This is a genomic window from Microbacterium sp. SLBN-154 (assembly GCF_006715565.1).
Classification (GTDB): Bacteria; Actinomycetota; Actinomycetes; order Actinomycetales; family Microbacteriaceae; genus Microbacterium.
In genome coordinates this window covers 2,342,199-2,364,481 of sequence record NZ_VFNL01000001.1, presented here as the reverse complement: position 1 = coordinate 2,364,481, position 22,283 = coordinate 2,342,199, and the positions used below count along the sequence as shown (strand labels likewise).

General features: G+C 69.8%; 23 protein-coding genes. 17 read left to right on the top strand and 6 right to left on the bottom strand.

From position 1 onward, the window contains the following. The first annotated feature begins 19 nt into the window (after positions 1 to 19). On the top strand, positions 20 to 1,000 hold the full coding sequence (thiL, locus tag FBY40_RS11445) for a thiamine-phosphate kinase (RefSeq protein WP_141938802.1): 981 nt from the start codon (positions 20 to 22) through the stop codon (positions 998 to 1,000). Here the strand turns inward: thiL and rsmD are convergent. Then, positions 970 to 1,572, bottom strand: a complete 603-nt coding sequence (rsmD, locus tag FBY40_RS11440) for a 16S rRNA (guanine(966)-N(2))-methyltransferase RsmD (RefSeq protein ID WP_141938800.1) — start codon at positions 1,570 to 1,572, stop codon at positions 970 to 972. The genes thiL and rsmD overlap by 31 nt on opposite strands. 124 nt (positions 1,573 to 1,696) lie before the next feature. On the opposite strand from rsmD, the gene FBY40_RS11435 reads away from it, so the two are divergent. The 7 genes from FBY40_RS11435 (at position 1,697) to mutM (ending at position 7,609) form a co-directional block, all read left to right on the top strand. Then, positions 1,697 to 2,284 (top strand): hypothetical protein, encoded by a 588-nt coding sequence (locus FBY40_RS11435; RefSeq protein ID WP_141938798.1) that lies wholly within the window; start codon positions 1,697 to 1,699, stop codon positions 2,282 to 2,284. Between the two features lie 50 nt (positions 2,285 to 2,334). Then, positions 2,335 to 4,533, top strand: a complete 2,199-nt coding sequence (locus FBY40_RS11430; RefSeq protein ID WP_141938796.1) for an ATP-dependent DNA helicase RecG — start codon at positions 2,335 to 2,337, stop codon at positions 4,531 to 4,533. A 76-nt stretch (positions 4,534 to 4,609) separates the two neighbouring features. Beyond that, positions 4,610 to 5,107, top strand: coding sequence for a pantetheine-phosphate adenylyltransferase (gene coaD, locus FBY40_RS11425; RefSeq protein ID WP_141938793.1), 498 nt, complete (start codon positions 4,610 to 4,612; stop codon positions 5,105 to 5,107). 47 nt (positions 5,108 to 5,154) lie between these two features. After that, on the top strand, positions 5,155 to 5,733 hold the full coding sequence (locus FBY40_RS11420) for a YceD family protein (RefSeq protein ID WP_141940150.1): 579 nt from the start codon (positions 5,155 to 5,157) through the stop codon (positions 5,731 to 5,733). Positions 5,734 to 5,735: 2 nt separating this feature from the next. After that, complete coding sequence (gene rpmF / locus FBY40_RS11415; RefSeq protein WP_127818873.1) at positions 5,736 to 5,945, top strand: 50S ribosomal protein L32; 210 nt, start codon at positions 5,736 to 5,738, stop codon at positions 5,943 to 5,945. A gap of 19 nt (positions 5,946 to 5,964) precedes the next feature. After that, a complete protein-coding gene (gene rnc / locus FBY40_RS11410; protein ID WP_141938791.1) occupies positions 5,965 to 6,696 on the top strand; it encodes a ribonuclease III in 732 nt (243 codons plus the stop codon). Continuing rightward, positions 6,689 to 7,609, top strand: a complete 921-nt coding sequence (mutM, locus tag FBY40_RS11405) for a bifunctional DNA-formamidopyrimidine glycosylase/DNA-(apurinic or apyrimidinic site) lyase (RefSeq protein ID WP_141938789.1) — start codon at positions 6,689 to 6,691, stop codon at positions 7,607 to 7,609. Before rnc ends, mutM begins: the two co-directional genes overlap by 8 nt. On the opposite strand, the gene FBY40_RS11400 is transcribed toward mutM, so the two are convergent. Both FBY40_RS11400 and FBY40_RS11395 read right to left on the bottom strand, forming a co-directional pair. Next, positions 7,567 to 8,661, bottom strand: a complete 1,095-nt coding sequence (locus FBY40_RS11400; protein ID WP_141938787.1) for a GNAT family N-acetyltransferase — start codon at positions 8,659 to 8,661, stop codon at positions 7,567 to 7,569. The two genes, mutM and FBY40_RS11400, sit on opposite strands and share 43 nt — an antisense overlap. 56 nt (positions 8,662 to 8,717) lie before the next feature. Further along, positions 8,718 to 8,990 carry a hypothetical protein gene (locus tag FBY40_RS11395; RefSeq protein WP_141938785.1) on the bottom strand — a complete coding sequence of 91 codons (273 nt, stop codon included), beginning with the start codon at positions 8,988 to 8,990 and terminating at the stop codon, positions 8,718 to 8,720. 487 nt (positions 8,991 to 9,477) lie between these two features. Between FBY40_RS11395 and smc the strand changes: the two genes are divergently transcribed. The 3 genes from smc to FBY40_RS11380 all read left to right on the top strand — a co-directional run bounded on the left by smc (position 9,478) and on the right by FBY40_RS11380 (position 14,492). Then, positions 9,478 to 13,005 (top strand): chromosome segregation protein SMC, encoded by a 3,528-nt coding sequence (gene smc, locus FBY40_RS11390; protein ID WP_141938783.1) that lies wholly within the window; start codon positions 9,478 to 9,480, stop codon positions 13,003 to 13,005. A gap of 37 nt (positions 13,006 to 13,042) precedes the next feature. Beyond that, a complete protein-coding gene (ftsY, locus tag FBY40_RS11385; RefSeq protein WP_141938781.1) occupies positions 13,043 to 13,915 on the top strand; it encodes a signal recognition particle-docking protein FtsY in 873 nt (290 codons plus the stop codon). A 76-nt stretch (positions 13,916 to 13,991) separates the two neighbouring features. Next, positions 13,992 to 14,492: a DUF2004 domain-containing protein gene (locus tag FBY40_RS11380; protein WP_141938779.1), complete on the top strand. Its 501-nt coding sequence runs from the start codon at positions 13,992 to 13,994 to the stop codon at positions 14,490 to 14,492. Positions 14,493 to 14,510: 18 nt separating this feature from the next. On the opposite strand, the gene lipA is transcribed toward FBY40_RS11380, so the two are convergent. Together lipA and lipB are read right to left on the bottom strand one after the other, a co-directional pair. After that, positions 14,511 to 15,512: a lipoyl synthase gene (gene lipA / locus FBY40_RS11375; protein WP_141938777.1), complete on the bottom strand. Its 1,002-nt coding sequence runs from the start codon at positions 15,510 to 15,512 to the stop codon at positions 14,511 to 14,513. Beyond that, positions 15,509 to 16,135: a lipoyl(octanoyl) transferase LipB gene (lipB, locus tag FBY40_RS11370; RefSeq protein WP_235014823.1), complete on the bottom strand. Its 627-nt coding sequence runs from the start codon at positions 16,133 to 16,135 to the stop codon at positions 15,509 to 15,511. The genes lipA and lipB overlap by 4 nt, the downstream gene beginning before the upstream one ends. A gap of 89 nt (positions 16,136 to 16,224) precedes the next feature. Between lipB and FBY40_RS11365 the strand changes: the two genes are divergently transcribed. Then, positions 16,225 to 17,196, top strand: a complete 972-nt coding sequence (locus FBY40_RS11365; protein WP_141938773.1) for a TetR family transcriptional regulator — start codon at positions 16,225 to 16,227, stop codon at positions 17,194 to 17,196. Between the two features lie 61 nt (positions 17,197 to 17,257). Beyond that, complete coding sequence (gene ffh / locus FBY40_RS11360; RefSeq protein ID WP_141938771.1) at positions 17,258 to 18,835, top strand: signal recognition particle protein; 1,578 nt, start codon at positions 17,258 to 17,260, stop codon at positions 18,833 to 18,835. 28 nt (positions 18,836 to 18,863) lie between these two features. Here the strand turns inward: ffh and FBY40_RS11355 are convergent, their stop codons facing one another. Beyond that, positions 18,864 to 20,033, bottom strand: a complete 1,170-nt coding sequence (locus FBY40_RS11355; protein ID WP_141938769.1) for a glutamate--cysteine ligase — start codon at positions 20,031 to 20,033, stop codon at positions 18,864 to 18,866. Between the two features lie 189 nt (positions 20,034 to 20,222). Here FBY40_RS11355 and rpsP point away from each other — a divergent pair, with 189 nt between their 5' ends. Genes rpsP through trmD form a run of 4 tightly spaced genes read left to right on the top strand, consistent with a single transcriptional unit; the run spans position 20,223 to position 22,222 of the window. After that, a complete protein-coding gene (gene rpsP, locus FBY40_RS11350) occupies positions 20,223 to 20,645 on the top strand; it encodes a 30S ribosomal protein S16 (protein ID WP_124293422.1) in 423 nt (140 codons plus the stop codon). A 12-nt stretch (positions 20,646 to 20,657) separates the two neighbouring features. Continuing rightward, positions 20,658 to 20,888 carry an RNA-binding protein gene (locus tag FBY40_RS11345; RefSeq protein ID WP_124293421.1) on the top strand — a complete coding sequence of 77 codons (231 nt, stop codon included), beginning with the start codon at positions 20,658 to 20,660 and terminating at the stop codon, positions 20,886 to 20,888. Position 20,889: 1 nt separating this feature from the next. Then, complete coding sequence (gene rimM / locus FBY40_RS11340; RefSeq protein WP_141938767.1) at positions 20,890 to 21,543, top strand: ribosome maturation factor RimM; 654 nt, start codon at positions 20,890 to 20,892, stop codon at positions 21,541 to 21,543. A gap of 1 nt (position 21,544) precedes the next feature. After that, the gene (gene trmD, locus FBY40_RS11335) at positions 21,545 to 22,222 is read left to right on the top strand and encodes a tRNA (guanosine(37)-N1)-methyltransferase TrmD (RefSeq protein WP_141938765.1); all 678 of its coding nucleotides are present in this window, start codon (positions 21,545 to 21,547) and stop codon (positions 22,220 to 22,222) included. Positions 22,223 to 22,283: the final 61 nt, after the last annotated feature.

Below are 22,283 nucleotides of genomic sequence, written 5' to 3'. Positions count from 1 at the left end.
CGGTGGGTACGGTGAGACGGTGAGTGTTCCGGACCCTGTCGTCGGCGACCTGACCGAGGGCGAGATCCTCACCCGCATCCTGGGTCGTCTCGCTCCCTCGCGCGCGCTCCTCGGCCCGGGGGACGACGCGGCCGTGCTCGCCGCACCGGGCGGCCGCATCGTCGCCAGTGTCGACACCCTCGTCCACGGCCCCGACTTCCGCCTCGCGTGGTCGTCGGCGGAGGACCTCGGGTGGAAGGCCGCCGCGGTGAACCTCGCCGACATCGCGGCGATGGGTGCGCGACCCACCGCGCTGCTCGTCGCCCTGGCGATGCCCGATCACACGCCCGCCTCCTTCGTGGAGGGGATCGCCGACGGTCTGCGCGCCGGGTGCGACCAACTGGCGCCCGGCGCCGCGGTCGAGGGAGGGGACCTCACCGTCTCGGACACCTTGACGATCGCGGTGACCGCCCTCGGGGTGCTCGATGGATCCGCACCGGTCACGCGTCGCGGTGCGCGCCCCGGCGACGTGGTGGCCGTCTGCGGGGAACTGGGGAAGGCTGCGCGGGGTCTGGCCATCCTCTTCGACCGGTTCCGCGTGGACGGACGGCCGGTCGCGATCACCTCGCTGACCGAGGCCGACGCCGCGCTCGTGGACGCCCAGCTGCGTCCGCGTCCGCCGATCGCGGCAGGCGTCGCCGCGGCGTCGCACGGTGCGACGGCGATGATGGACGTCTCGGACGGACTGGCCCTGGATGCCGGCCGCCTCGCCCGCGCTTCCGACGTCACCCTCGAGCTGCACACCGACGCGATTGGACCCGACCCGGGGGTCGCGCTGGCCGGCGGGGAGGACCACGCGCTGCTGGCGACCTTTCCCGCCGCGCTCGGGCCCGCGCCCGGATTCCGGGTCATCGGTCGCGTCGGCGTCGCCGGAGACCATCCGCTCCTCGTCGATGGCACGCCCTACGACGGACGGGGCGGCTGGGACCCCTACCGCGACTGGGACGCGGTCGCGGGCTGAGCGCCGCGCACGGCCCACCACAGCGCGGTGTCGCCGTAGCGGCGATCGCGATCGGGCACGAGGCCCGCGGGCCAGGCAGGGGGCGCCGACCTCGCGGCGCGTTCGACGATCACCGTCGCCCCCGGCGAGAGGGCGGGGACGAGGAGTTCCAGGGCGGTGCTCAGCTCGGCGTCGGAGAGGTCGTACGGAGGGTCGAGGAAGACCAGATCGAAGACGCCGACGGGCGCCGAGCGCAGGTACGTGTCGACCGCGGTGCGGTGGACGGCGATCCGGGCGGCTTCAGGCCCTCCGCGCAGCGCGGTATGTATGCGCGCGACGTTCCTGCGGATCACCGTCACCGCGCGCGGGGCCTTCTCGACGAGGTCGACCGTCTTCGCCCCGCGACTGGCGGCCTCGAGCCCGAGCGCGCCCGAACCCGCGTAGAGATCCAGCACCCGAGTGCCGCGGAGGAGGTCTGACGCGCTCAGGGCGTTGAAGAGCGACTCCCGGACCCGATCGCTCGTCGGCCGCGTCCCGGCATCGGGGACGTCGAGGGTGAGCGAGCCGGCCCGTCCGGAGATGATGCGGGTCACGGGCTCCACGATACCGATCGCGACACGACACGCCGCCTGCGGCGGCGGCGTCCCGGCTGTCCCTAGGATGACGCGTGCCGGGCGGGATTCGTCCGCACCCCGTCCACGCCTGCAGGAGCCGTCGATGTCTCAGCGCCACCGTTCCCTCACCGCGATCGCCGGAGCGGCTCTCGCTCTCGCTCTCCTGGCCGGATGTGCGCCGGAGCCTGCCCCGACGCCGACGTCCACCCCGACCAGCGAGCCCAGCGCGTCGCCGACCGAATCGCCGAGCGAGTCGCCGAGCGAGTCCCCGACGGCGACGGTGACGATCCCCACGGACTGCAACGAGCTGGGCAGCGAGACGTCGCGTCAGGAGATGGTCGGCGACATGACGCTCCAGAGCGACGGACAGGGCTTCGTCCGCCCGGCGCCGGACGGAGCGACGCTGGTGCTCGGCTGCGACTGGATCGTCGGTGACGCCACGGGTCTGCTCGTGCTGATCAGCACCGCGACCCCGGATGCGGTCGCCGCCGCCGTCGCGACGCTTCCCGATGAGGGATACAGCTGCCAGGTCGCCGATGACTTCGGCGCCCAGTTCTGCGAGCTTCCCGGCGCGGGCCCGGATACGGAGGAGTTCGTCGTCGCACGTGACGACGTCTGGATTTACTACGCGCCGGCCAACCGCAACGGTCGCGCATTCCTCTCGGACATCGCGTCGCAGATCTTCAGCTGAGCCGGAGATCGCGAGGGGTCGTTGTCGGCGGCGCTCCCTACACTCGAGATATGCCGTCCATCGCACTCGAGTCGCGTCTGGACGCGGTCGTGGGCGGCAAGACCGCCAAGCTGTTCGAGCGCGCGTTCGGAATGCGTACGATCGAGCATCTCCTCTCGCACTATCCGCGTCGATACGCGCTGCGGGGCGAGCTGACGCCGATCGCCTCCCTGCCCCTGGGTGAACCGGTGACGATCGTCGCCGAGGTCCAGAGCGTCACCGATCGTCCGATGCGCAATCGTCGCGGGTCCCTGGTCGAGGCCAAGATCAGCGACGGGAACGGCACGCTGACACTGACCTTCTTCAATCAGAAATGGCGTCTCGGCGACCTCACGCCCGGCCGTCGCGGCATCTTCGCCGGAAAGGTCAGCGAGTACCGGGGCCACTTCCAGCTCGCCCATCCGGTGTACGAGCTCTTCGACGACGAGGAGACCGCACGGATGACCGCAGAGGCGACGGCGAACCTCCCGATTCCGATCTATCCCGCCACTGCGACCGTGCCGAGCTTCCTCGTGGCGAAGACCGTCGGTGTCGTTCTGGACGTGCTGGGCCCCTTCGACGACCCCGTGCCCGAGCCGCTGCGACGAGCACACGGGCTCCTGGACGCACGAACCGCGCTGGAGCGCATCCACCGGCCCGATTTCCTCGAACAGGTCGACGCCGCGCGCGAGACCCTCCGCATGCAGGAGGCGTTCGTTCTCCAGGCGGCGCTGTTTCAGCAGCGGCAGTTCGTGCGCGCGATGTCGGCGACCGCGCGGGTGCCCGGCGACCTGCTCGAGCGTTTCGACGCGGGACTGCCGTTCGCCCTGACCAGTGATCAGGAGGCGGCGGGCGAGCAGATCGCGCGCGACCTCGTGGGCGGATGGCCGATGAATCGCCTCGTCCAGGGCGAGGTCGGTTCGGGTAAGACCCTCGTCGCACTGCGGGCGATGCTGCAGGTCGCGCAATCGGGTGGTCAGTCGGCCCTCATCGCGCCGACCGAAGTCCTGGCCGCCCAGCACGTGCGGTCGATCGCACGCATGCTCGGACCGGTTCTCGCCCCCGAACTCATGCCCACTCTGCTGACCGGACAGCTTCCCGCCGCGGATCGGCGCAAGGCAGCCCTGCGCGCCGCGTCGGGGCAAGCCCGCATCGTCGTCGGCACGCATGCTCTGCTCAGCGACTCGACCACGTTCGCCGACCTGGGACTGGTCGTGATCGACGAGCAGCATCGCTTCGGAGTCGAGCAGCGCGAGGCGCTGCGCGCCAAGGGCACCGCGCCTCACGTGCTGGTCCTCACCGCCACACCGATTCCGCGCACCGTGGCGATGACGGTGTTCGGCGATCTGGATGTGTCGACGATCCGCTCGATGCCGGCCGGCCGCGCGGGCATCACCACGCACGTCGCACCGCTCGCCGAGCGTCCCGCATGGTTCGGACGGGTCTGGGAACGCGTCGCCGAAGAGGTCGCCCAGGGTCGGCAGGCGTTCGTGGTGACCGCCGCGATCGACGCCGACGCAGACGTCGTCGACGATGAGGCGCCGATCCCCGATGCAGCGGAAGACGTCCCTCCCGTGCAGGAGAAGGGTGCGCCCCGCACCGCGGACGCCGGTCGTACCCACTGGGGTGTCGTGCAGGTCGTCGAGCTGCTCTCGCGCCATCCCGCCTTCGCCGACATCCGGGTGGCGATGGTGCACGGCAAGCTCCCGTCGGAGCAGAAGGACGACATCATGCAGTCGTTCGCGCGCGGGGAGATCGATGTCCTGGTGGCCACGACGGTCGTCGAGGTGGGAGTCGACGTCGCGAACGCGTCGACCATGGTGATCCTCGAAGCCGATCGCTTCGGGGTGTCTCAGCTGCACCAGCTGCGGGGACGCGTGGGGCGTGGGGGCGTCCCGGGGCTGTGTCTGCTGGTCACCGAGGCCGAGCATGGCTCGCTCGCACGTCAACGCGTCGAGGCGGTCGCCGCCACCCTCGACGGCTTCGAGCTCGCCGAAGTCGATCTCGACCTCCGCGGTGAAGGCGACGTGCTCGGCGACCTCCAGTCGGGTGCGCGCTCCTCGCTCCGCCTGCTGCGGGTGGCCCGTGACGCCGACCTCATCTCGGCGGCTCGGCGCGCGGCGGAGACGGTGATCTCGGACGATCCTGCGCTGCTGCGGCATCCGGCGGTGTCCGCGGCGATCGAAAGGCGGATCGGCAATGTCGAGCGCGCCGCGCTCGCGCGGACCTGAACGCGGACCTCGCCAGCCGCGCGGACGGAATGCGCCGTGTCGGGGAGGCAGCGCGGCCCGTCGATAGGGTGGTCCAATGAACAGCAGGATCGCCGTCGTCCCCGGATCGTTCGACCCGCCGACGCTCGGTCACCTCGATGTCATCCGCCGCGCGGCGCGCCTGTACGACCAGCTGCACGTCCTCGTGGTGCACAACCCCGACAAGGAGGCGATGCTGCCGATCGCGCAGCGGCTGTCGCTCCTCGAGCAGTCGGTCGCCGAGAGCGACATCGACAGCGAGGTGATCATCGCCTCGTGGAGCATGGGGCTGCTCGTGGACTACGCCGCCGACGTCGACGCCGGTGTGCTCGTGAAGGGCATCCGCTCCCAGGTCGACGTGGCCTACGAGACCCCGATGGCGATCGTGAACCGCCACCTCGCCCACGTTGAAACCGTCTTCCTGCTTCCCGATCCGGCGCACGCCATGGTTTCGAGCTCGCTCGTGCGCCAGGTGGCCGCCCTCGGCGGTGACGTGTCGCCCTTCGTTCCGCCCGCCGTCGCGCGATTCCTGGTCGCGCACGACCTGTCGGGCTGAGCCGCACGCTCGCTGGGCGGGTAACATGGTCGCCCGTGACCAGACGGCTGAACGGACCCTTCGTCATTCCGGTGCGCGACATCGTCCGCCGACCGGGCGAGATGCGCGAGTTCCGCCTCGATCTGACCGTCCCGGAGAAGTGGGGCGAGGGTCTCGTCGCGGTCCCGGCGTCAGAGCCGCTGGAGCTGGATGTGCGGCTCGAGTCCGTCCACGAGGGCATCCTCGTGTCGGGCGAGGCGCACACGACCTTCTCCGGGGTGTGCGGACGATGCCTCCGAGACATCGCCGAGGGCGTCGAAGTCGAGTTCCAGGAGCTTTTCGCGTATTCTGGGTCGGAGGAAACTGACTTCGAGGTTCAAGACGACCACGTGGATCTTGAAACTCTGGTCAGGGATGCGGTCGTCCTGTCGCTTCCCTTCCAACCGGTGTGTGAGCCGGATTGCCCCGGCCTCGATCCGGTCACGGGTGTCCGGCGGGCATCAGACGCCGAACCGAACGCTGAGCCGATCGATCCCCGGTGGGCAGCGCTCCAGGACTACATCGACCACGACGCGGTCGCGGCCCCCGGGCCGCAGGACCGTGACGAGAACCCAGCGCCCCGCGCTGAGAACACAGAGAAGAGCTAGCCATGGCAGGTAACCCCCCGAAGCGGAAGGTCTCCCGCTCGAACACCCGTTCGCGCCGCGCGCAGTGGAAGGCCGAGGCCCCCACGCTGGTCAAGACCGTCGAGAACGGCAAGGTCGTCTACAGCCGTCCGCACCAGGCGAAGGTCGTCACCGACTCGCAGGGCACCGAGCTGTTCCTGGAGTACAAGGGCCGCAAGGTCGCCGACGTCTGATCGGCCCGTTGCGCACTCGGTGACCCACCGTACCGACGCCACGCCGGCGCACCCGCCGCTGGACGCACTCACACAGAAGCTCGGGGTCGAGATCGACCCCGAGCTTCTGCTGCTGGCACTGACCCATCGTTCTTGGGCCTACGAGCATGGCGGGGTTCCCCATAACGAGCGACTCGAGTTCCTCGGGGATGCCATCCTCGGGCAAGCGGTGACCGTACGTCTGTACACGCGGCATCCCGACCTCGAAGAGGGGCAGCTGGCCAAGCGGCGTGCGAGCGTCGTCTCGACCGTCGCCCTTGCCGAGGTCGCACGCCGCATCGGGCTGGGCGAGCACGTGCTGCTCGGTCGCGGTGAGGAACTCACCGGCGGACGGAAGAAGGACTCCATCCTCGCCGACGCGACGGAGGCGGTCATCGGCGCCGCCTACCTGTCCGCCGGACCCGATGCGGCCACGGCCCTGGTGCTGCGGCTCGTCGACCCGCTGTTGGCCGACCCCGAGCGCTACGGCGCCGCCGTCGACCCGAAGACGAGCCTGCAGGAGCTCGCCGCTCGTCGCGGATTCGGTCCGCCTGCCTACGAGATCTCCGCAACTGGCCCCGATCACGATCGCGTCTTCACCGCGCGGGTGCGGGTCGGGCAGACCGAGACCCGGGGCACGGGCACGAGCAAGAAGCACGCCGAGATGGCAGCCGCCCTCCTGGCGTGGCGCGAGCTGTCCGACCCGATCGACGCCCGCGGCGTCGATGCCTGAGCTTCCCGAGGTCGAGGTCGTCCGCCGTGGGCTGGACCCCGCCATGCGCGGATCGCTCATCGACGGCGTCATCGTGCAGGACGTCCGCGCGCTGACCCGTCATGGCGGGGACGCCGCCGACTTCGAAGCCGAGCTCACCGGTCGGCGCGTCGAGGCGACCGTGCGCCGCGGGAAGTTCCTCTGGTTCCCCCTCGAAGGCAGCGACCGGGCGGTCGTCGGACATCTGGGCATGAGCGGACAGATGCTGCTGCGTTCGCCGGGGTCGCCGATCGAACGTCACGAACGGGTGCGGTTCGAACTCCGTCACCCCGTTCACGGTGAACTCGCCGTCGTCTTCGCCGATCAGCGCACATTCGGCTCGCTGGCGGTCGACCCCCTTCTTCCCACCGCTGACGGCGCTCCCGGGGGCGCGGGCTCCGAGCTCGCCAGCGTCCCGCGGCAGGTGGCGCACATCGCGCGCGACCCGCTCGACCCCGCATTCCGGGACGCGCGGTTCCGCGACATCCTGGGCCGGAAGAAGTCCGCGATCAAGCGCGTGATGCTCGACCAGACCGTCGTCAGCGGCATCGGCAACATCTACGCCGACGAGGCGCTGTGGGCGGCGCGCCTGCATCCCGAGGTGCCGGCCGACACGCTGCCCACGCGGCGCGTGAACCGGTTGCTCGCCGAAGTGCGAGCGGTTCTGGAGAAGGCGCTGGCCGAGGGGGGCACGAGCTTCGACGCGCAGTACGTCAACGTCAACGGTCAGGCGGGCTACTTCGCGCACTCTCTCAACGCGTACGGCCGCACCGGGGAGCCCTGCCCTCGATGCGGCCGTCCGATCGTGCGCGTGTCGTTCACCAACCGGTCGAGCCATTTCTGCCCGAGATGTCAGCCGGCGAGGTCGAGAACCTTCTTCCACGCGCCGGAGTAGGCGATCGGGCGGAACCCGAGTGCCTCGTTGATGTCGAGCATCGGGCGGTTCTCCTCGGCGTTGTAGGTCAGTACGCGCGGCGACTGCGGCGCGACCTCGCGCCACGACAGAAGACCGGCGCACTTGACGAGCATCCCCAGACGGTGTCCCCGGTGCGCCTTCAGAACCAACGTGTCCTCCTGGTGCGAGGCCTCTGCGCGGTCGGCGCCGATGACCAACTCGTTGAACGCGCACAGCTCTCCGGTGGCCACGTGCTGCGCTGCCGTCACCTGGAGAAGACGTCCGCTGTCGGTGTATCGCGCGTCGTGCAGAGCGATCCGCGCCGCGTCCCACGTCTCCTCGTCGAACTGGAGATCGGCAGCCGGAGCATCGGTCGACATGCGCGACTTCATCCACGCGTAGCCGTCCACCCACTCCGGAGGGGTGGGCGCGAACCACTGCACGACACGGTAGTCCGACGCGGCGCGCTGCGCGTCGCGGTTGAGCTCCTCGATCCGATCGAACGGACCGCGCAGATCGAGGGCGCTGGCCCGTTCGACCTGCTGCAGCGCATACCCGTGCCGCAGGTAGAACCTCGCCGCGTGGTCTTCCGGTATGTCGCCGAAGCCGGTCGGCGCCGCCAGGCGCGGCCCCGGAGCCTCGGGGTGCTCCGCCCAAGACTGCAGTACGGTGCGGCCGTGCGCCCGAGCTGTCTCCTCGACGAGGTCGTAGGCGGCTGAGCCGATCCCGCGATCCCACACCTCGCGGAGCAGTTCGACCTGCCAGAAGGCCAGTGTCGACCCCTCCTCATGGGGGAGGTCGACGCCGCAGCGGCCCACGATGCGCCCGCCGTCGCGGACGGTCCAGATCAATCGGGTCTCGTAGTCGTCGGGCTGGTAGTGGGGGAGCAGTTCCGCGGCGCTGATGCGTTCATCGTCATGGCCGGAGATCTCCCGGTACACCTGATTCCTCACCCGGGTCATCTCGATGAAGTCCTCGGCGTCGTCCGCGTCGATCCGCGACGGGATGGTGAGTGGCCGTATGTCGATTCCGGCCGGTGCGTGCGAGTGCATGGTGGTCCTTTCGGAAGGTCCGGAGCCGTTCGGGACGGCTCCGGACCGTAGGTGGATCAGAGGCGAACGGTGCTGAGGGCGAGCGCGCGCCAGGCAGCGTGTTCACGGTGGGTACGGGCGAGTTCGGCTGCGAAGGTGCGCCGAGGCGACCGACCGCGGGCCGCCGACTGGCGCCGCGCAGCGCGCAGCAGCAGCCAGAGACCCAGTCGCAGCTCCCAGCGCTGGAGGCGCGAGGGGGCTCGGGAGGTCGGGGCGAGAGCGACATCGGCGAGGAGCCGATGGCGTTCGTCATGATCGAGGTCGAAGACGGAGGCAAGGGGAACGGACATGGTGGGTGGTCGCTTTCGTCAGGCGGTGGGCACGAGAGTGCGGGATGTCGCGGACGTGGACGTCGCGAAGGGAGGCGTCGGAGGGACGCACGCTGCCGAGTCGCTCGAGGGAGCGTCGATCCGGTCAGCAGAAGTGGACGGGTGCCCGATGGGCACACCTGTCCCCTTCGCCGATCAGGCGGCGGTGGGGGTGAGGGCGCCGGCGAATCCGGTCACCGACGGGGTGAGCGGTGAGAATCGACGCGCGGTGAGGCGCGGATCAATCATGTGCATCATCGGTGACCTCCTTTCGACATCGGACGCGAGCAGTGACATTAGCGCGATTCCGCGGGGGGCGTCAAGCGAATTATCAGAAATACCCGGAATCCGGGCGTGTCGCCGGTGAGATCGGCCCCGATCCCGCCCGCCTCAGCGGTATCGGCGGTGCAGTTCGGTAGCCTGAGCGGCGCCGCTCCGAGCCGCGGGCGCGCAGGGCCGGAGGTAGACGATGCACCTGAAGAGCGTGACGCTCAAAGGGTTCAAGTCCTTCGCGCAGCCCACCACGTTCGCCTTCGAACCCGGGGTGACATGCATCGTCGGTCCTAACGGCTCGGGGAAGTCCAACGTCGTCGACGCTCTGGCGTGGGTGATGGGGGAGCAGGGCGCAAAGACCCTCCGCGGCGGCAAGATGGAAGACGTCATCTTCGCGGGGACGACGACCCGTGGCCCCCTCGGACGCGCCGAAGTGCGGCTGACCATCGACAACAGCGACGGCGCCCTTCCGATCGAGTACGCCGAGGTGTCGATCAGCCGCACGCTCTTCCGGAACGGAGCCAGCGAGTACGCCATCAACGGCGAGACCTGTCGGTTGCTGGACGTCCAAGAGCTCTTGAGCGACTCCGGTCTCGGTCGTGAGATGCACGTCATCATCGGTCAGGGGCGGCTCGACACCGTTCTGCAGGCCACGCCTGAGGACCGTCGGGGCTTCATCGAGGAGGCCGCGGGCATTTTGAAACACCGCCGTCGCAAGGAGAAGACTCTCCGCAAGCTCGAGGCGATGGAGGCCAATCTCACCCGCCTGAGCGACCTCGCCGGAGAGTTGCGGCGCCAGCTCAAGCCGCTCGGTCGTCAGGCCGAGGTGGCGCGCGAGGCCGCGACGATCGCGGCGGTCGTGCGCGACGCCCGAGCCCGCCTCCTCGCCGACGAGTTGCTCCGTCTGCGTCAGGAGCTGGCCGGACATGCGCGCACCGAGCAGGAGCGTCTGGCCGAGCGGATGGTGCTCCAGGATCAGGCGCAGAGCGTCCGCGCCCGGATCGAACGACTCGAGAGCGACCAGCGCTCTGAAGCGGTCGACGAAGCCCGCCGCGTGGTGCACGGGCTGGAGCGCGTGCAGGAGAGGCTCCGGTCCCTCTATGCCCTCGCCGGGCAGCGCATGTCGCTTCTGGCCGACTCGGCTGAACACGACGACGACCGGGGCGGTGTGACGGTCACCCCCGAGGCGATCGCGCACGCACGCGAGGAGATCGACGCGATCGCGGCGGGACTGGTCGGCGCGCAGGATGACGCTGCCGCGGCGGCGCGGAAGGTGACCCGTGCCCGTGCCGAGCTCGACGCTCTCGACGTCGACATCGCCGAGCAGAGCGCGCTGGTCTCGCAGCACGACATGCGTCTCACGGCGCTCCGAGGGGCCGCGGAAGCGGCCGCGTCGACCCTGGCGGCAGTCCGCACGGCTGTTGATCGACAAGAGCGCGCCTGGCAGGCGGCTCTCAGCCGACGAGACGAGGCCGAACAGGCTCTGGCCTCCGTGCAACCGGAGGAGGACGGGCCGGTCGCCGACCATGCGGCGGAGTACGAGCGGGCGCAGCGGGATGCGAGCGCCGCGGACGAGGAGCTGGCCGGCCTTCGAGACCGCCTGCATTCAGCCGAACGCGAGCTCGACGCCCTGACGGCCCAGACCACCGCGATCGATCGGGCCCTCGACATCCGCTCCACTGCCGCGGACATCGTCGCACGTGGCGGCACGGGAATCCGCGGGCTGGTGGGCGACGCCGTCCGTGTGGAGGCGGGGTACGAGACGGCGATCGCCGCCGCGCTCGGTCCGCTCGCCGAAGCGGTGCTCGTCGAGGACCTCGGGGCCGGATTCGAGCTGGCCTCGACGGTTCGCGCTGACGACGCCGGAGCGGTGGACATCGTCGTGGCCGATCCGCCCTGGGGGGCGGGGTCCGCGAAGGACGGTGGAACGGCACAGACCGCCGCCGCGGTGGTGACGGCGCCCGACGGTGTGCGTGCACTGCTGTCGGGGGTGCTCATCGCCGCCGACCTTGACGAGGCGGAGCGGCTTCTCGCCGACCCGGCGCTCGCGGACGCGACGATCGTCACGCGGGCCGGGGAGGTCTGCCGGGTGAACCGTCTGCGGGCGGGATCCGGTTCGTCCCGTTCCCGCCTCGAACTCGTGGCCGAGCGCGATGACGCCGCGGCGCGGCGCGATGAACTCACCGTGATCGTCGATTCTCTGCGCGAGGCGCGATCGGATGCTGCCGCCGACCTCGACGACAAGCGGCGCCGGGTGCGATCGGCGCTGGAGGCGATGCGCGCCCACGACGCGGCCGTGTCGGCTCGAGCGGAGCGGGTCAACCGCGCGACCGTGCGCTACGAGGCGGCGGTTGCGGAGTGCGAACGCCTGGCGTCGGCGCTGGCGCAGGCTCGAGCCGGCGTCGATGACGCGTCCGATGCGTCGCGCGTCGCCGAGGAGCAGCTCACGGCCGCTCTGGAGTCGCCGCGTCCCATTCTCGACGCCTCGGCGCGCGAGGGGCTGCTCGCCGCCCTCGACGCCGCGCGCGAGAGCGAGATGCGCGCTCGTCTGGACGTGGAGACGCTGAAGGAGCGCATCCGCGCTCAGGAGTCGCGTGTCGTGCAGCTCGAGAAGCAGCGGGAGCGCGAGCAGGCGGCCGCCGTAGAGGCGGCCCGGCGGGCCGTGATCCGGAAGAGTCAGCGCGACGCCGCCGCCGACGTGGCGGGGAGGATACCGCCCGTCCTCGACGCCGTCGACCGATCCCTGGCCGCGGCCCGGAATGAACTCGTCGCCGCTGAGACCGCGCGAACGGCCGTCACCGCTGAGCTCGGGGAGCTGCGCCGGGAGGACGCCCGAGTGCGCGAACGGCTGTCTGCGGTGACCGAGGACGTGCATGGCCTGGAGCTGCGCATCCACGAGCGTCGGCTGCAGGCCGGTTCGCTTCGCGACCGCGCGGTGTCGGAACTCGGGCTCGACGAGGATATTCTCATCGCGGAATATGGACCCGATCAGCCGATACCCGATCCCCATGACTCCGAGGCGGCGGGGACGGCGTTCGACCGCGCCGCGCAGCAGCGGAGGCTCGCCGACGCGGAACGCAAGCTGGCCCAGCTGGGGCGTGTGAATCCGCTCGCGCTGGAGGAGTTCTCCGCGCTGGAACAGCGGCACGCCTTCCTCACGGAGCAGCTCGATGACCTGAGTCGGACCCGAAAGGATCTCCTGACGATCATCGAGGAGCTGGACGATCGGATGCGGACGATCTTCCTCGATGCGTTCGCCGACACCCAGCGCGCCTTCGACGAGGTCTTCCCCGTCCTCTTCCCGGGCGGTTCGGGCAGCATCGAGTTGACGAAGCCCGATGACGCCCTCACGACCGGCATCGAGGTGACGGTGCGGCCCGTCGGGAAGAAGATCGAGCGGCTGTCGCTGCTGTCGGGCGGCGAGCGTTCGTTGGCTGCCGTGGCTCTCCTGGTGGCGATCTTCAAAGCGCGCCCGAGCCCGTTCTACATCCTCGACGAGGTGGAGGCGGCCCTGGACGACGCCAATCTCGGACGGCTCCTCGGGGTGTTCGAGCAGTTGCGCGAAAGCAGTCAGCTCATCGTCATCACCCACCAGAAGCGGACGATGGAGATCGCCGACGCCCTGTACGGCGTCTCGATGAGGCAGGACGGCGTGTCGGCCGTCGTCGGGCAGCGACTGGGTCGGACGGCGGCCGTCGAGGACGGTGAGCGGGCGGCGAGCTGAGCCCGGGCCGGGACGCCCGCGCCCGTAGGCTGGTGTCATGGCGGAGAGCTCCTGGTCGTTGGGCCGCGCATTGCGCGGCATGTTCGTCAAGCCCACGATCGACGAGCAGACGTGGGACGATCTCGAGACGGCCCTGCTCACGGCGGACTTCGGCCCCGACATCACCGAGCGCATCGTGGACGAGCTCCGCGAGAAGGTCGAGCGGTACCGCACGACCGACCCGCGCGATCTGCAGCGGATGCTCAAGGAGACCCTCGAGGAGCACTTCGCCCGGTTCGACACGACCCTGCGACTGACCGAGCGCCCTGCGGTCGTCCTCGTCGTCGGGGTCAACGGCGTCGGCAAGACCACGACGATCGGCAAGTTCGCGAAGTTCCTTCAGCGCTACGGACGTTCCGTCGTCGTCGGCGCCGCCGACACGTTCCGCGCCGCTGCGGTCGACCAGCTCGCGACGTGGGCCGAGCGCGGCGGAGCCGCGATCGTGCGACCACAGCAGGAGGGACAGGACCCCGCCTCGGTGGCCTTCCAGACGATCGACTACGCCAAGCGCACCGGGACGGAGATCGTGCTGGTCGACACCGCGGGCCGGCTGCACACCAAGGGCGGTCTGATGGACGAGCTCGGCAAGATCCGTCGCGTCATCGAGAAGCAGGCGCCCATCAGCGAGGTGCTGCTCGTCCTGGATGCGACGACGGGTCAGAACGGTCTCATGCAGGCCGAGGCGTTCCTCCAGCATGCGGGCGTGACGGGACTCGTGCTGACCAAGCTCGACGGTTCGGCCAAGGGCGGCTTCGTGCTCGCGGTGCAGGAGCGCACCGGCATCCCGGTGAAGCTTCTCGGCCAGGGCGAGGGAATCGGCGATCTCACCGGTTTCACCCCCCACGTCTTCGCCGCCGCCCTCGTCGACTGAGCTCGGCGAGCACCCGATCGGGCCGACGCGCGGGCCAGGTCTATCGCACCGGCCGGGAGGCTGGTTTCATGGGCGTATGGCGATCGAGCACGACTTCTTCGGACTCCTCGAGTCGGGTCCGGATGGTTCGATCTTCTGGTCGGAGAACGTCGAACTCGGCGACCAGTCCGTCACCGTGGATCTGACGGCGCCGGATCAGGACGACGTCTCCCAGGCCGCCCTCGACATCGCGGCGAGCCTGGTGTCGTCCCTCGAGGCGATCGACCGGACTGCGCGCAACGGCATGGTCTCCGAGCTCGACGATCGCACCAGCGAAGTGACGGAGTACATCCTCCAGCAGCAGGAGACGCTGGGGGAGGACATCGAGAACCTGCTGGTCGACATCTCCGGCGACATCCGGATCGACGTGATCCGCTCGCTGCAGCTGATGAGCATGACGATCCTCGCCGACGAGCACGGCGGCTCCGACCCCTTCGCCGTGCTCGAGTACGCGCTCGATCCCGATGCCACCGACGACGTGCTGCTGGTGAACCTCGACTCCGCCGGAGACGTCCTGTCGGTCACCAGCGCAGACTGACCTCCGCGTCGGAGCCGATCACACGGCCTGTGCGAACGACGTGCCCTCGGAGGCGAGATCGCGCGCGAGGTGGGCGAGGTCGGCGGGGATCTCGCGGCCCTTCGAGACCATCGACTGCGCCCACAGACGACCCGCCCGGTAGGACGATCGCACGAGGGGTCCCGCCAGCACGCCGAGGAAGCCGATCTCTTCCGCCGCCTCTTTGAAGGCGACGAACTCGTCAGGCTTGACCCAGCGGTCCACCGGCAGGTGTCGCGGCGAAGGGCGCAGATACTGCGTGATCGTGATGATGTCGGTGCCGGCGTCGTGAAGATCCTGCAGTGCCGCGATGACCTCGTCGGGGCTCTCGCCCATTCCCAGGATGAGGTTCGACTTCGTGATCAGCCCTGCTTCACGAGCCATGGTCAGGACGCCGAGGGAACGGTCGTAACGGAACGCCGGGCGGATGCGCTTGAAGATGCGGGGCACGGTCTCGACGTTGTGCGCGAAGACCTCCGGGCGGGAGTCGAACACCTCCTGGAGCAGGCTCGGCACGCCGTTGAAGTCCGTGGCGAGGATCTCGACGCCCGTTCCAGGGTTGTCGGCATGGATGCGGCGCACGGTCTCGGCGTGGAGCCAGGCGCCGCCGTCGGGGAGGTCGTCTCGGGCGACCCCGGTCACCGTGGCGTAGCGCAGCTGCATCCGCTGCACACTCTCCGCGACGCGCCGGGGCTCGTCGGTGTCGTAGTCGGCGGGCTTCCCCGTGTCGATCTGGCAGAAGTCGCACCGGCGCGTGCACTGGGAACCGCCGATGAGGAAGGTCGCCTCGCGGTCCTCCCAGCACTCGTAGATGTTCGGGCAGCCCGCCTCCTGGCAGACGGTGTGCAGGCCTTCTTCTTTCACCAGGCCCTGCAGGGCGGTGTATTCCGGACCCATCTTCGCCTTCGTGCGAATCCACTCGGGCTTGCGTTCGATCGGCGTCTGGGCGTTCCGCACCTCCAGTCGCAGGAGGCGCCGGCCGTCGGGGGCCGCCGCACTCATGCCGCCACCGCCTGTTCGGCGGCGAGGAAGACCTCGGCGATGGTCGGAACGATGTCGCGGGGTGAGATCTCCCTGCCCGTGACCTCGCTGACGGTCGTGACCCCGGCGTCGGCGATGCCGCAGGGGATGATCTGACGGAAGGGTGCCAGGGAGTTGTCGCAGTTGACGGCGAACCCGTGCATGGTCACTCCCCGCTCGACACGCACGCCGATGGCGGCGACCTTGTCGGTCGACAGGGGTCGTCGGACCCACACTCCGCTTCGCCCTTCCACCTGGAGTCCCTCCACGCCGAGGCGAGCGAGAGCCACGATGAGAAGGCGCTCGAGGCGTCGGACATGCGCGACGACATCGACGGGCTCCTGGAGGCGGACGATGGGGTAGCCGACGAGCTGACCGGGGCCGTGCCACGTGATCTTCCCGCCGCGGTCGACGTCGATGACCGGCGTGCCGTCGGTGGGGCGCTCCTGCGGCTCGGTGCGCTTACCGGCGGTGAAGACCGGCTCGTGCTCGAGCAGCAGCAGAGTGTCGACCCGCTCGCCGTGCACCACCTCCGAATGGACACGTCGCTGCAGGTCCCACGCGTCGGCGTAGGGGACGAAGTCGGGGTCGAGTCCCACTGTCATCGTTTCGAGCACAGAAGCGCCTTCCTTCTTGGACCGCGTCCAACAATACGCTCTCCATGCGGCGGCTTCGCGCGTCCTAGGGTGAAGTCATGACAGAGCAGCGTGCCGGGCGTCCGAAGCTCTCGTCTCCCGAGACCATCGCCGAGGCCGCGTGCGAGCTGTTTCTCGAGCGCGGCTACGACGCGACATCCATTGCCGACATCGCCCTGCGTGCCGGTGTCTCACGGTCGAGCTTCTTCAACTACTTCTCGTCCAAATCCGACATCCTCTGGTCGAGCTTCGATGCCCGGGTGGCGACACTTCTCACCCACCTGGATGCCGGGAAGGCGGGCCCTCGGGATGTGCGGACGGCGTTGCGCGCGTTCGCGGCGGGATTCGCTCCCGGCACCCTGGCGCTGGCGATGGCCAACGCGGCGGCGATGGGTCTGAAGGAGGAGCTCGATCGCGAATCCGCGGTTCGCACGACGCGTATCGGCCGATCGGTCGCCGCTGCCCTGCGGACCGGAGCCGAGCCGCTGGCCGCAGACGTCGTCGGAAGCGCTGTCGGAGGAGCGGTGCTCGCCGCGGTGCGGGCGTGGGCGGCGGCGGGCCCCGGGCGGACCTCGCTCTCGAGGACCCTCGATGACGCGATCGAGATCGTCGCGCCTCTGCTCGTACCGCAGGGACGCGTGCGTCAGCTGCGGCTGGTCGTCCGCTCCGCCGACCTCGACGAGGCGCTGGCGTTCTACCGCGACACCCTGGGTATGACCGAGGCGCACGCGTTCGAGGGCCCGGACGGCGCGCGCGTGGCGATCCTCGAGGCGGGGCGGGCGACCTTGGAGCTGGCCAATGCCGCACAGGTGCGCTTCATCGACGAGGTCGAGACCGACGGCGGAGAGAGCGACGGGATCCGGGTGGCACTCGAAGTGACCGACGTCGAGGCGGCGTCGGAGGTGCTGGTGCACGCCGGCGCGGGCCTGGAGGCCCCGCCCACCCCGACCCCGTGGCGCTCGCGGAACGCACGGCTGCGGGGCCCCGACGGCGTGCAGCTCACGGTGTTCCAGGAGCTCGACCCCGAGTGACGCCGCCGTAGCGCTGGGCCGCGAGGGTGCCACTGACCCCACGGCGTAGAATTGCCGGACCATGGCTACCTTCGGCACGCTCTCCGACCGGCTCACTGAGACCTTCCGCAATCTGCGCACGAAGGGGAAGCTCACCCCCGCTGACGTCGACGGGACGGTGCGAGAGATCCGCCGGGCGCTGCTGGACGCCGACGTCGCGCTGCCGGTGGTCAAGGAGTTCACCGCCAAGATTCGCGAGCGCGCCCTGGGCGACGAGGTCAATCGTGCGCTGAACCCCGCCCAGCAGGTGGTGCAGATCGTCAACGAGGAGCTCGTCGGCATCCTGGGCGGCCAGCAGCGTCGACTGCAGTTCGCGAAGAACCCGCCGACGGTCATCATGCTGGCGGGTCTGCAGGGCTCGGGGAAGACGACTTTCGCCGGCAAGCTGGCGAAGATGCTCGAAAAGGACGGGCACACGCCGTTGCTCGTCGCCGCCGACCTGCAGCGACCGAACGCCGTGAACCAGCTCCAGGTCGTCGGCCGCCAGGCCGGCGCCGCGGTCTACGCCCCCGAGCCGGGCAATGGCGTCGGTGATCCCGTGCGGGTCGCGATGGACGGGGTCGAGGTCGCCAGGCGCCAGCAGCACGACGTCGTCATCATCGACACCGCCGGCCGCCTCGGCGTGGACGCCGAGCTCATGAAGCAGGCGGCGAACATCCGTCGCGCCACCGACCCCGACGAGGTCCTGTTCGTCATCGACGCAATGATCGGACAGGACGCGGTGAACACCGCCAAGGCCTTCCAGGACGGCGTGGACTTCACCGGCGTGGTCCTGTCCAAACTCGACGGCGACGCCCGCGGCGGCGCGGCCCTGTCCGTGGCGTCGGTCACGGGGCGGCCGATCATCTTCGCCTCCACCGGCGAGGGGCTCGATGACGTCGAGGCGTTCCACCCCGATCGGATGGCCTCGCGCATCCTCGACCTCGGCGACATCCTCACCCTCATCGAGCAGGCCCAGCAGGCCTTCGACGAGGAGGAGGCGCGGAAGGTCGCGGAGAAGATCGCGACCGAGCAGTTCACCCTCGAGGACTTCCTGCAGCAGATGCAGCAGCTGAAGAAGATGGGCTCGATGAAGAAGATGCTCGGGATGCTCCCGGGCATGGGCGGTATGAAGCAGCAGCTCGACGACTTCGACGAGCGCGAGATCGACCGCACCGAGGCCATCATCCGTTCCATGACACCGGGGGAGCGACGCAATCCGAAGATCCTGAACGGATCCAGGCGCCTGCGCATCGCCCGAGGGTCGGGTATGACGGTGACAGACGTCAATCAGCTGGTCCAGCGGTTCGACCAGGCCGCGAAGATGATGAAGACCGTCGCCCGCGGCGGCGTGCCAAACATCCCGGGAATGGGACCGGTGCCGGGAGCGGGTCGCCCCGGCGCATCGACCAAACGCGGCAAGCAGCAGAAGCAGAAGGGATCGCGGTCGGGGAACCCGGCGAAGCGCGCGGCCGAGAACGCAGGGATCGCCGCGTCGGCACCCGCTGCGCCCGCGGGAACCGGGTTCGGTCTCGGCGGCGCGGCCGGCGCGGGAGGCGCACCGGCTGCGCCGAGCGCGGAGGATCTCGCCGAACTCCAGAAGCTCCTCGGGCGCGGCTGAGCGTCGCGGGTCGCCGTCCGTCGTCCGGTCAACCGCCGCCGCTCACCGCGGCCAGGTGGTCGCGCAGCGTCGGACCCGCGCGGAACTCCCGGATGAGGTGGTGCACGACGGCGCGCAGGTCGCCGTCGGCTGCTTCGGCGACCAGGAGTTGGCGCGCGTAGCTGGCGCCGCCGGCGAGGATGCGCTCGAGCCCCGCAAACTCTCGTGCGCACTTCAGCTCCACGGCGATCCCGGCCACCTCGTCCAGCGTGGCCGCCAGGTGATCGCGGACGGGCACCTGGGTGCCGTCGCGATCGACGATGACCCGCGCGTCCAATCCGTAACGCGCGGCGCGCCACTTGTTCTCGCGGACGAACCACGGCTGGATGCCGCTGAGTTCGACGCCGTCGTCGAGCAGACGGGAGAAGTGCTCGACCATGACCTGTACGAACGCGGCGACCGCGGCGAGCTCGGGGAGCGTCGACATCCCGTCGCAGGCCCGCACCTCGATCGTCCCCCACCGCGGCGCGGGACGGATGTCCCACCGCACCTCCGTGGCATCCTCCATCACTCCGGTGGCGATCATGTCGTCCAGGTAGCGCTCGAAAGCAGCCCAGTCGGGGAGAGGCCAGGGGAGCCCCGCCGTCGGCAGCTGCTGGAACACCAGCGCCCGGTTCGAGGCGTAGCCGGTGCGCTCTCCGGCCCAGAAGGGGGAGGACGCCGACAGCGCCTGCAGGTGGGGAAGGTAGACCGTCAGTGCGTTGATGATCGGGAAGACCTTGGTCACGTCCTCCACGCCGACATGCACGTGGATGCCCCAGATCATCATGTTCCGGCCCCACCACTGGGTGCGCTCGATGAGGCTGTGATAGCGCGTCTTGTCCGTGACCTCCTGGTCGTACCACTGAGCGAACGGGTGACTGCCTGCGCACAGCAGCTCGATGCCGCGTGGCTCGGTGGCAGTGCGCACCGCGGCGATCGCGTCGCCGATGTCGTCGACGGCGGCGGCGACGGTGTCGCCGATCCCGCTGGTCAGCTCGATCGTGTTCGTCAGGAGCTCTTGCGTGATGGTGTAACGCTCGAGTGCGGCGTCCTCGCCCAGCGCATCCAGCACCTCGGGTGCCCGCGGCACCAGATCGCCGGTCTCGCCGTCGGCGAGCATCAGCTCCCATTCGATTCCCACGGTGGAGCGTGCCGACCGGGCGAAGGGCTCCGTCATCCGCCCAGTGTGGCACGCGAACACAGCTGCTCGACGGTTCGCTACCGTTCGTGTCGTCTGGCAGAATAGAGGGTCGGACGCCGGACTCGACCCTCTATCCAGCCCGCCGTCCTCCGTAGAGCTTCCACCGGGTGTTGCACCCCACCTCCCGGTCGACCAGTTCATCCCTTCCACACATTCAGGAGAATCGTGGCTGTCAAGATCCGTCTGAAGCGCCTGGGCAAGATCCGCGCGCCTTACTACCGCATCGTCGTCGCCGACTCGCGCACCAAGCGCGATGGTCGTGTGATCGAGGAGATCGGCAAGTACCACCCCACCGAGGAGCCCTCGTTCATCGAGGTCGACTCCGAGCGTGCGCAGTACTGGCTCGGCGTCGGCGCCCAGCCGACCGAGCAGGTGCGCGCCATCCTCAAGCTGACCGGCGACTGGGGCACCTTCAAGGGTGACAAGGACGCGACCTCCACGGTGAAGACGCGCGAGGACAAGCCGGCTTTCGAGCTGGACTCGTCGAAGTCCTCCGTCGTCAAGCCCAAGGCCGAGAAGAAGGCTGCGGAGCCCGCCGAGGCCCCCGCCGACGAGGCCGAGGCTTCCGCCGACGCCGCCGCCGAGTAAGCGTCCCGCACCATGCTCGCCGCCGCGCTCGAACACATCGTCAAGGGGATCGTCGATCACCCTGACGACGTCCGCATCCAGTCGTCCACGTCGCCTCGCGGCGACCTGCTCGAGGTGCACGTGCATCCCGAGGACCGCGGACGTGTGATCGGGCGCGGCGGTCGCACGGCCAAAGCCCTTCGCACCCTCGTCGCCGCTCTCGCAGACGGACGCCGTGTGCGCGTCGACGTCGCGGACGACTGACGTGCCGACCGAAGACTCCTCGGCGACATCCGCTCCGCGCGCGCGGGCGGGCGAGCGGACGCAGCTGCGCGTCGGCCGCCTGGTCAAGGCCCACGGCCTGAAGGGTGCGCTGAAGATCGAGCTGTACACCGACGACCCGGACGGCCGGTTCGTCCCGGGTGCGACCTTCACCCTGCAGGTGCCCGAGACCTCTCCGTGGCACGGCAAGCCCCTCACCGTCCGCGAGTTCCGATGGATGAACTCCCACCCGGTCGCCTTCTTCGAGGGGGTGGATGACCGCACCGCGGCGGAGGGCCTCGTGCGCGCCATCCTCTGGATCGATGAGGACGCGACCGCCCCCACGAGCGAACCCGATGCCTGGTACGATCACCAGCTCGTCGGCCTCGACGTGGTCCGCGACGGAGACATCGTCGGGCGGGTGATCCGCATCGATCATCTTCCCGCGCAGGACCTGCTGATCGTCCGCCCCACCGGCGAGGGCGACCGAGAACTGCTCGTCCCGTTCGTTTCGGCCATCGTGCCCGACGTCGACATCGCCGCGGGGCGCGTCACGGTGACCCCGCCTCCGGGTCTGTTCGAGGACCTGCCCGGCGATCCGGAGGACGCGGAAGCATCCGACACGGGAGCCGAGGACGGCCGACCGGACGCGTCCTGAGATGCGCGTCGACATCGTCACGATCTTCCCGGCGTTCTTCGACGTGCTCGACGTCTCGCTGATCGGCAAGGCACGTGATCGTGGCCTGCTCGACATCGGCGTCCATGACCTGCGCGCGTGGACGCACGATCGACACCGCACCGTCGACGACACCCCCTACGGCGGGGGCGCGGGCATGGTGATGAAGCCCGAGCCGTGGGGCGAGGCCCTCGACGAGGTGCTCACGCCCGATGCCCTGCTCATCGTCCCCTCGCCGGCAGGGGAGCGGTTCACCCAGCCCTTGGCACGCGCTCTCGCCGATGAGGACCACATCGTCTTCGCGTGCGGCCGTTACGAGGGGATCGATCAGCGCGTCGTCGATCACTACTCGACCAATCACCGGGTGCGGCTGATCAGCCTCGGCGACTACGTGCTCAACGGCGGCGAGGTCGCCGCCATGGCGATCGTAGAGGCCGTGTCGCGCCTGGTTCCCGGCGTCGTCGGCAACCCCGAGAGTCTCGTCGAGGAATCCCACGAGGCCGGGCTTCTGGAGTACCCGAGCTACACCAAACCCGCCTCGTGGCGCGGGCGGGAGGTTCCTCCGGTGCTGCTGAGCGGCAACCACGGTGCGATCGCGCAGTGGCGTCACGAGCAGAGCCTGGCCCGCACCCGCGCCCACCGACCCGACCTGCTGGACTGATCCGCACCGGATGCCGCGGCAGACCCCCTCGGGGTGCCTCGGCGTCAAGAGGCACCGGCGT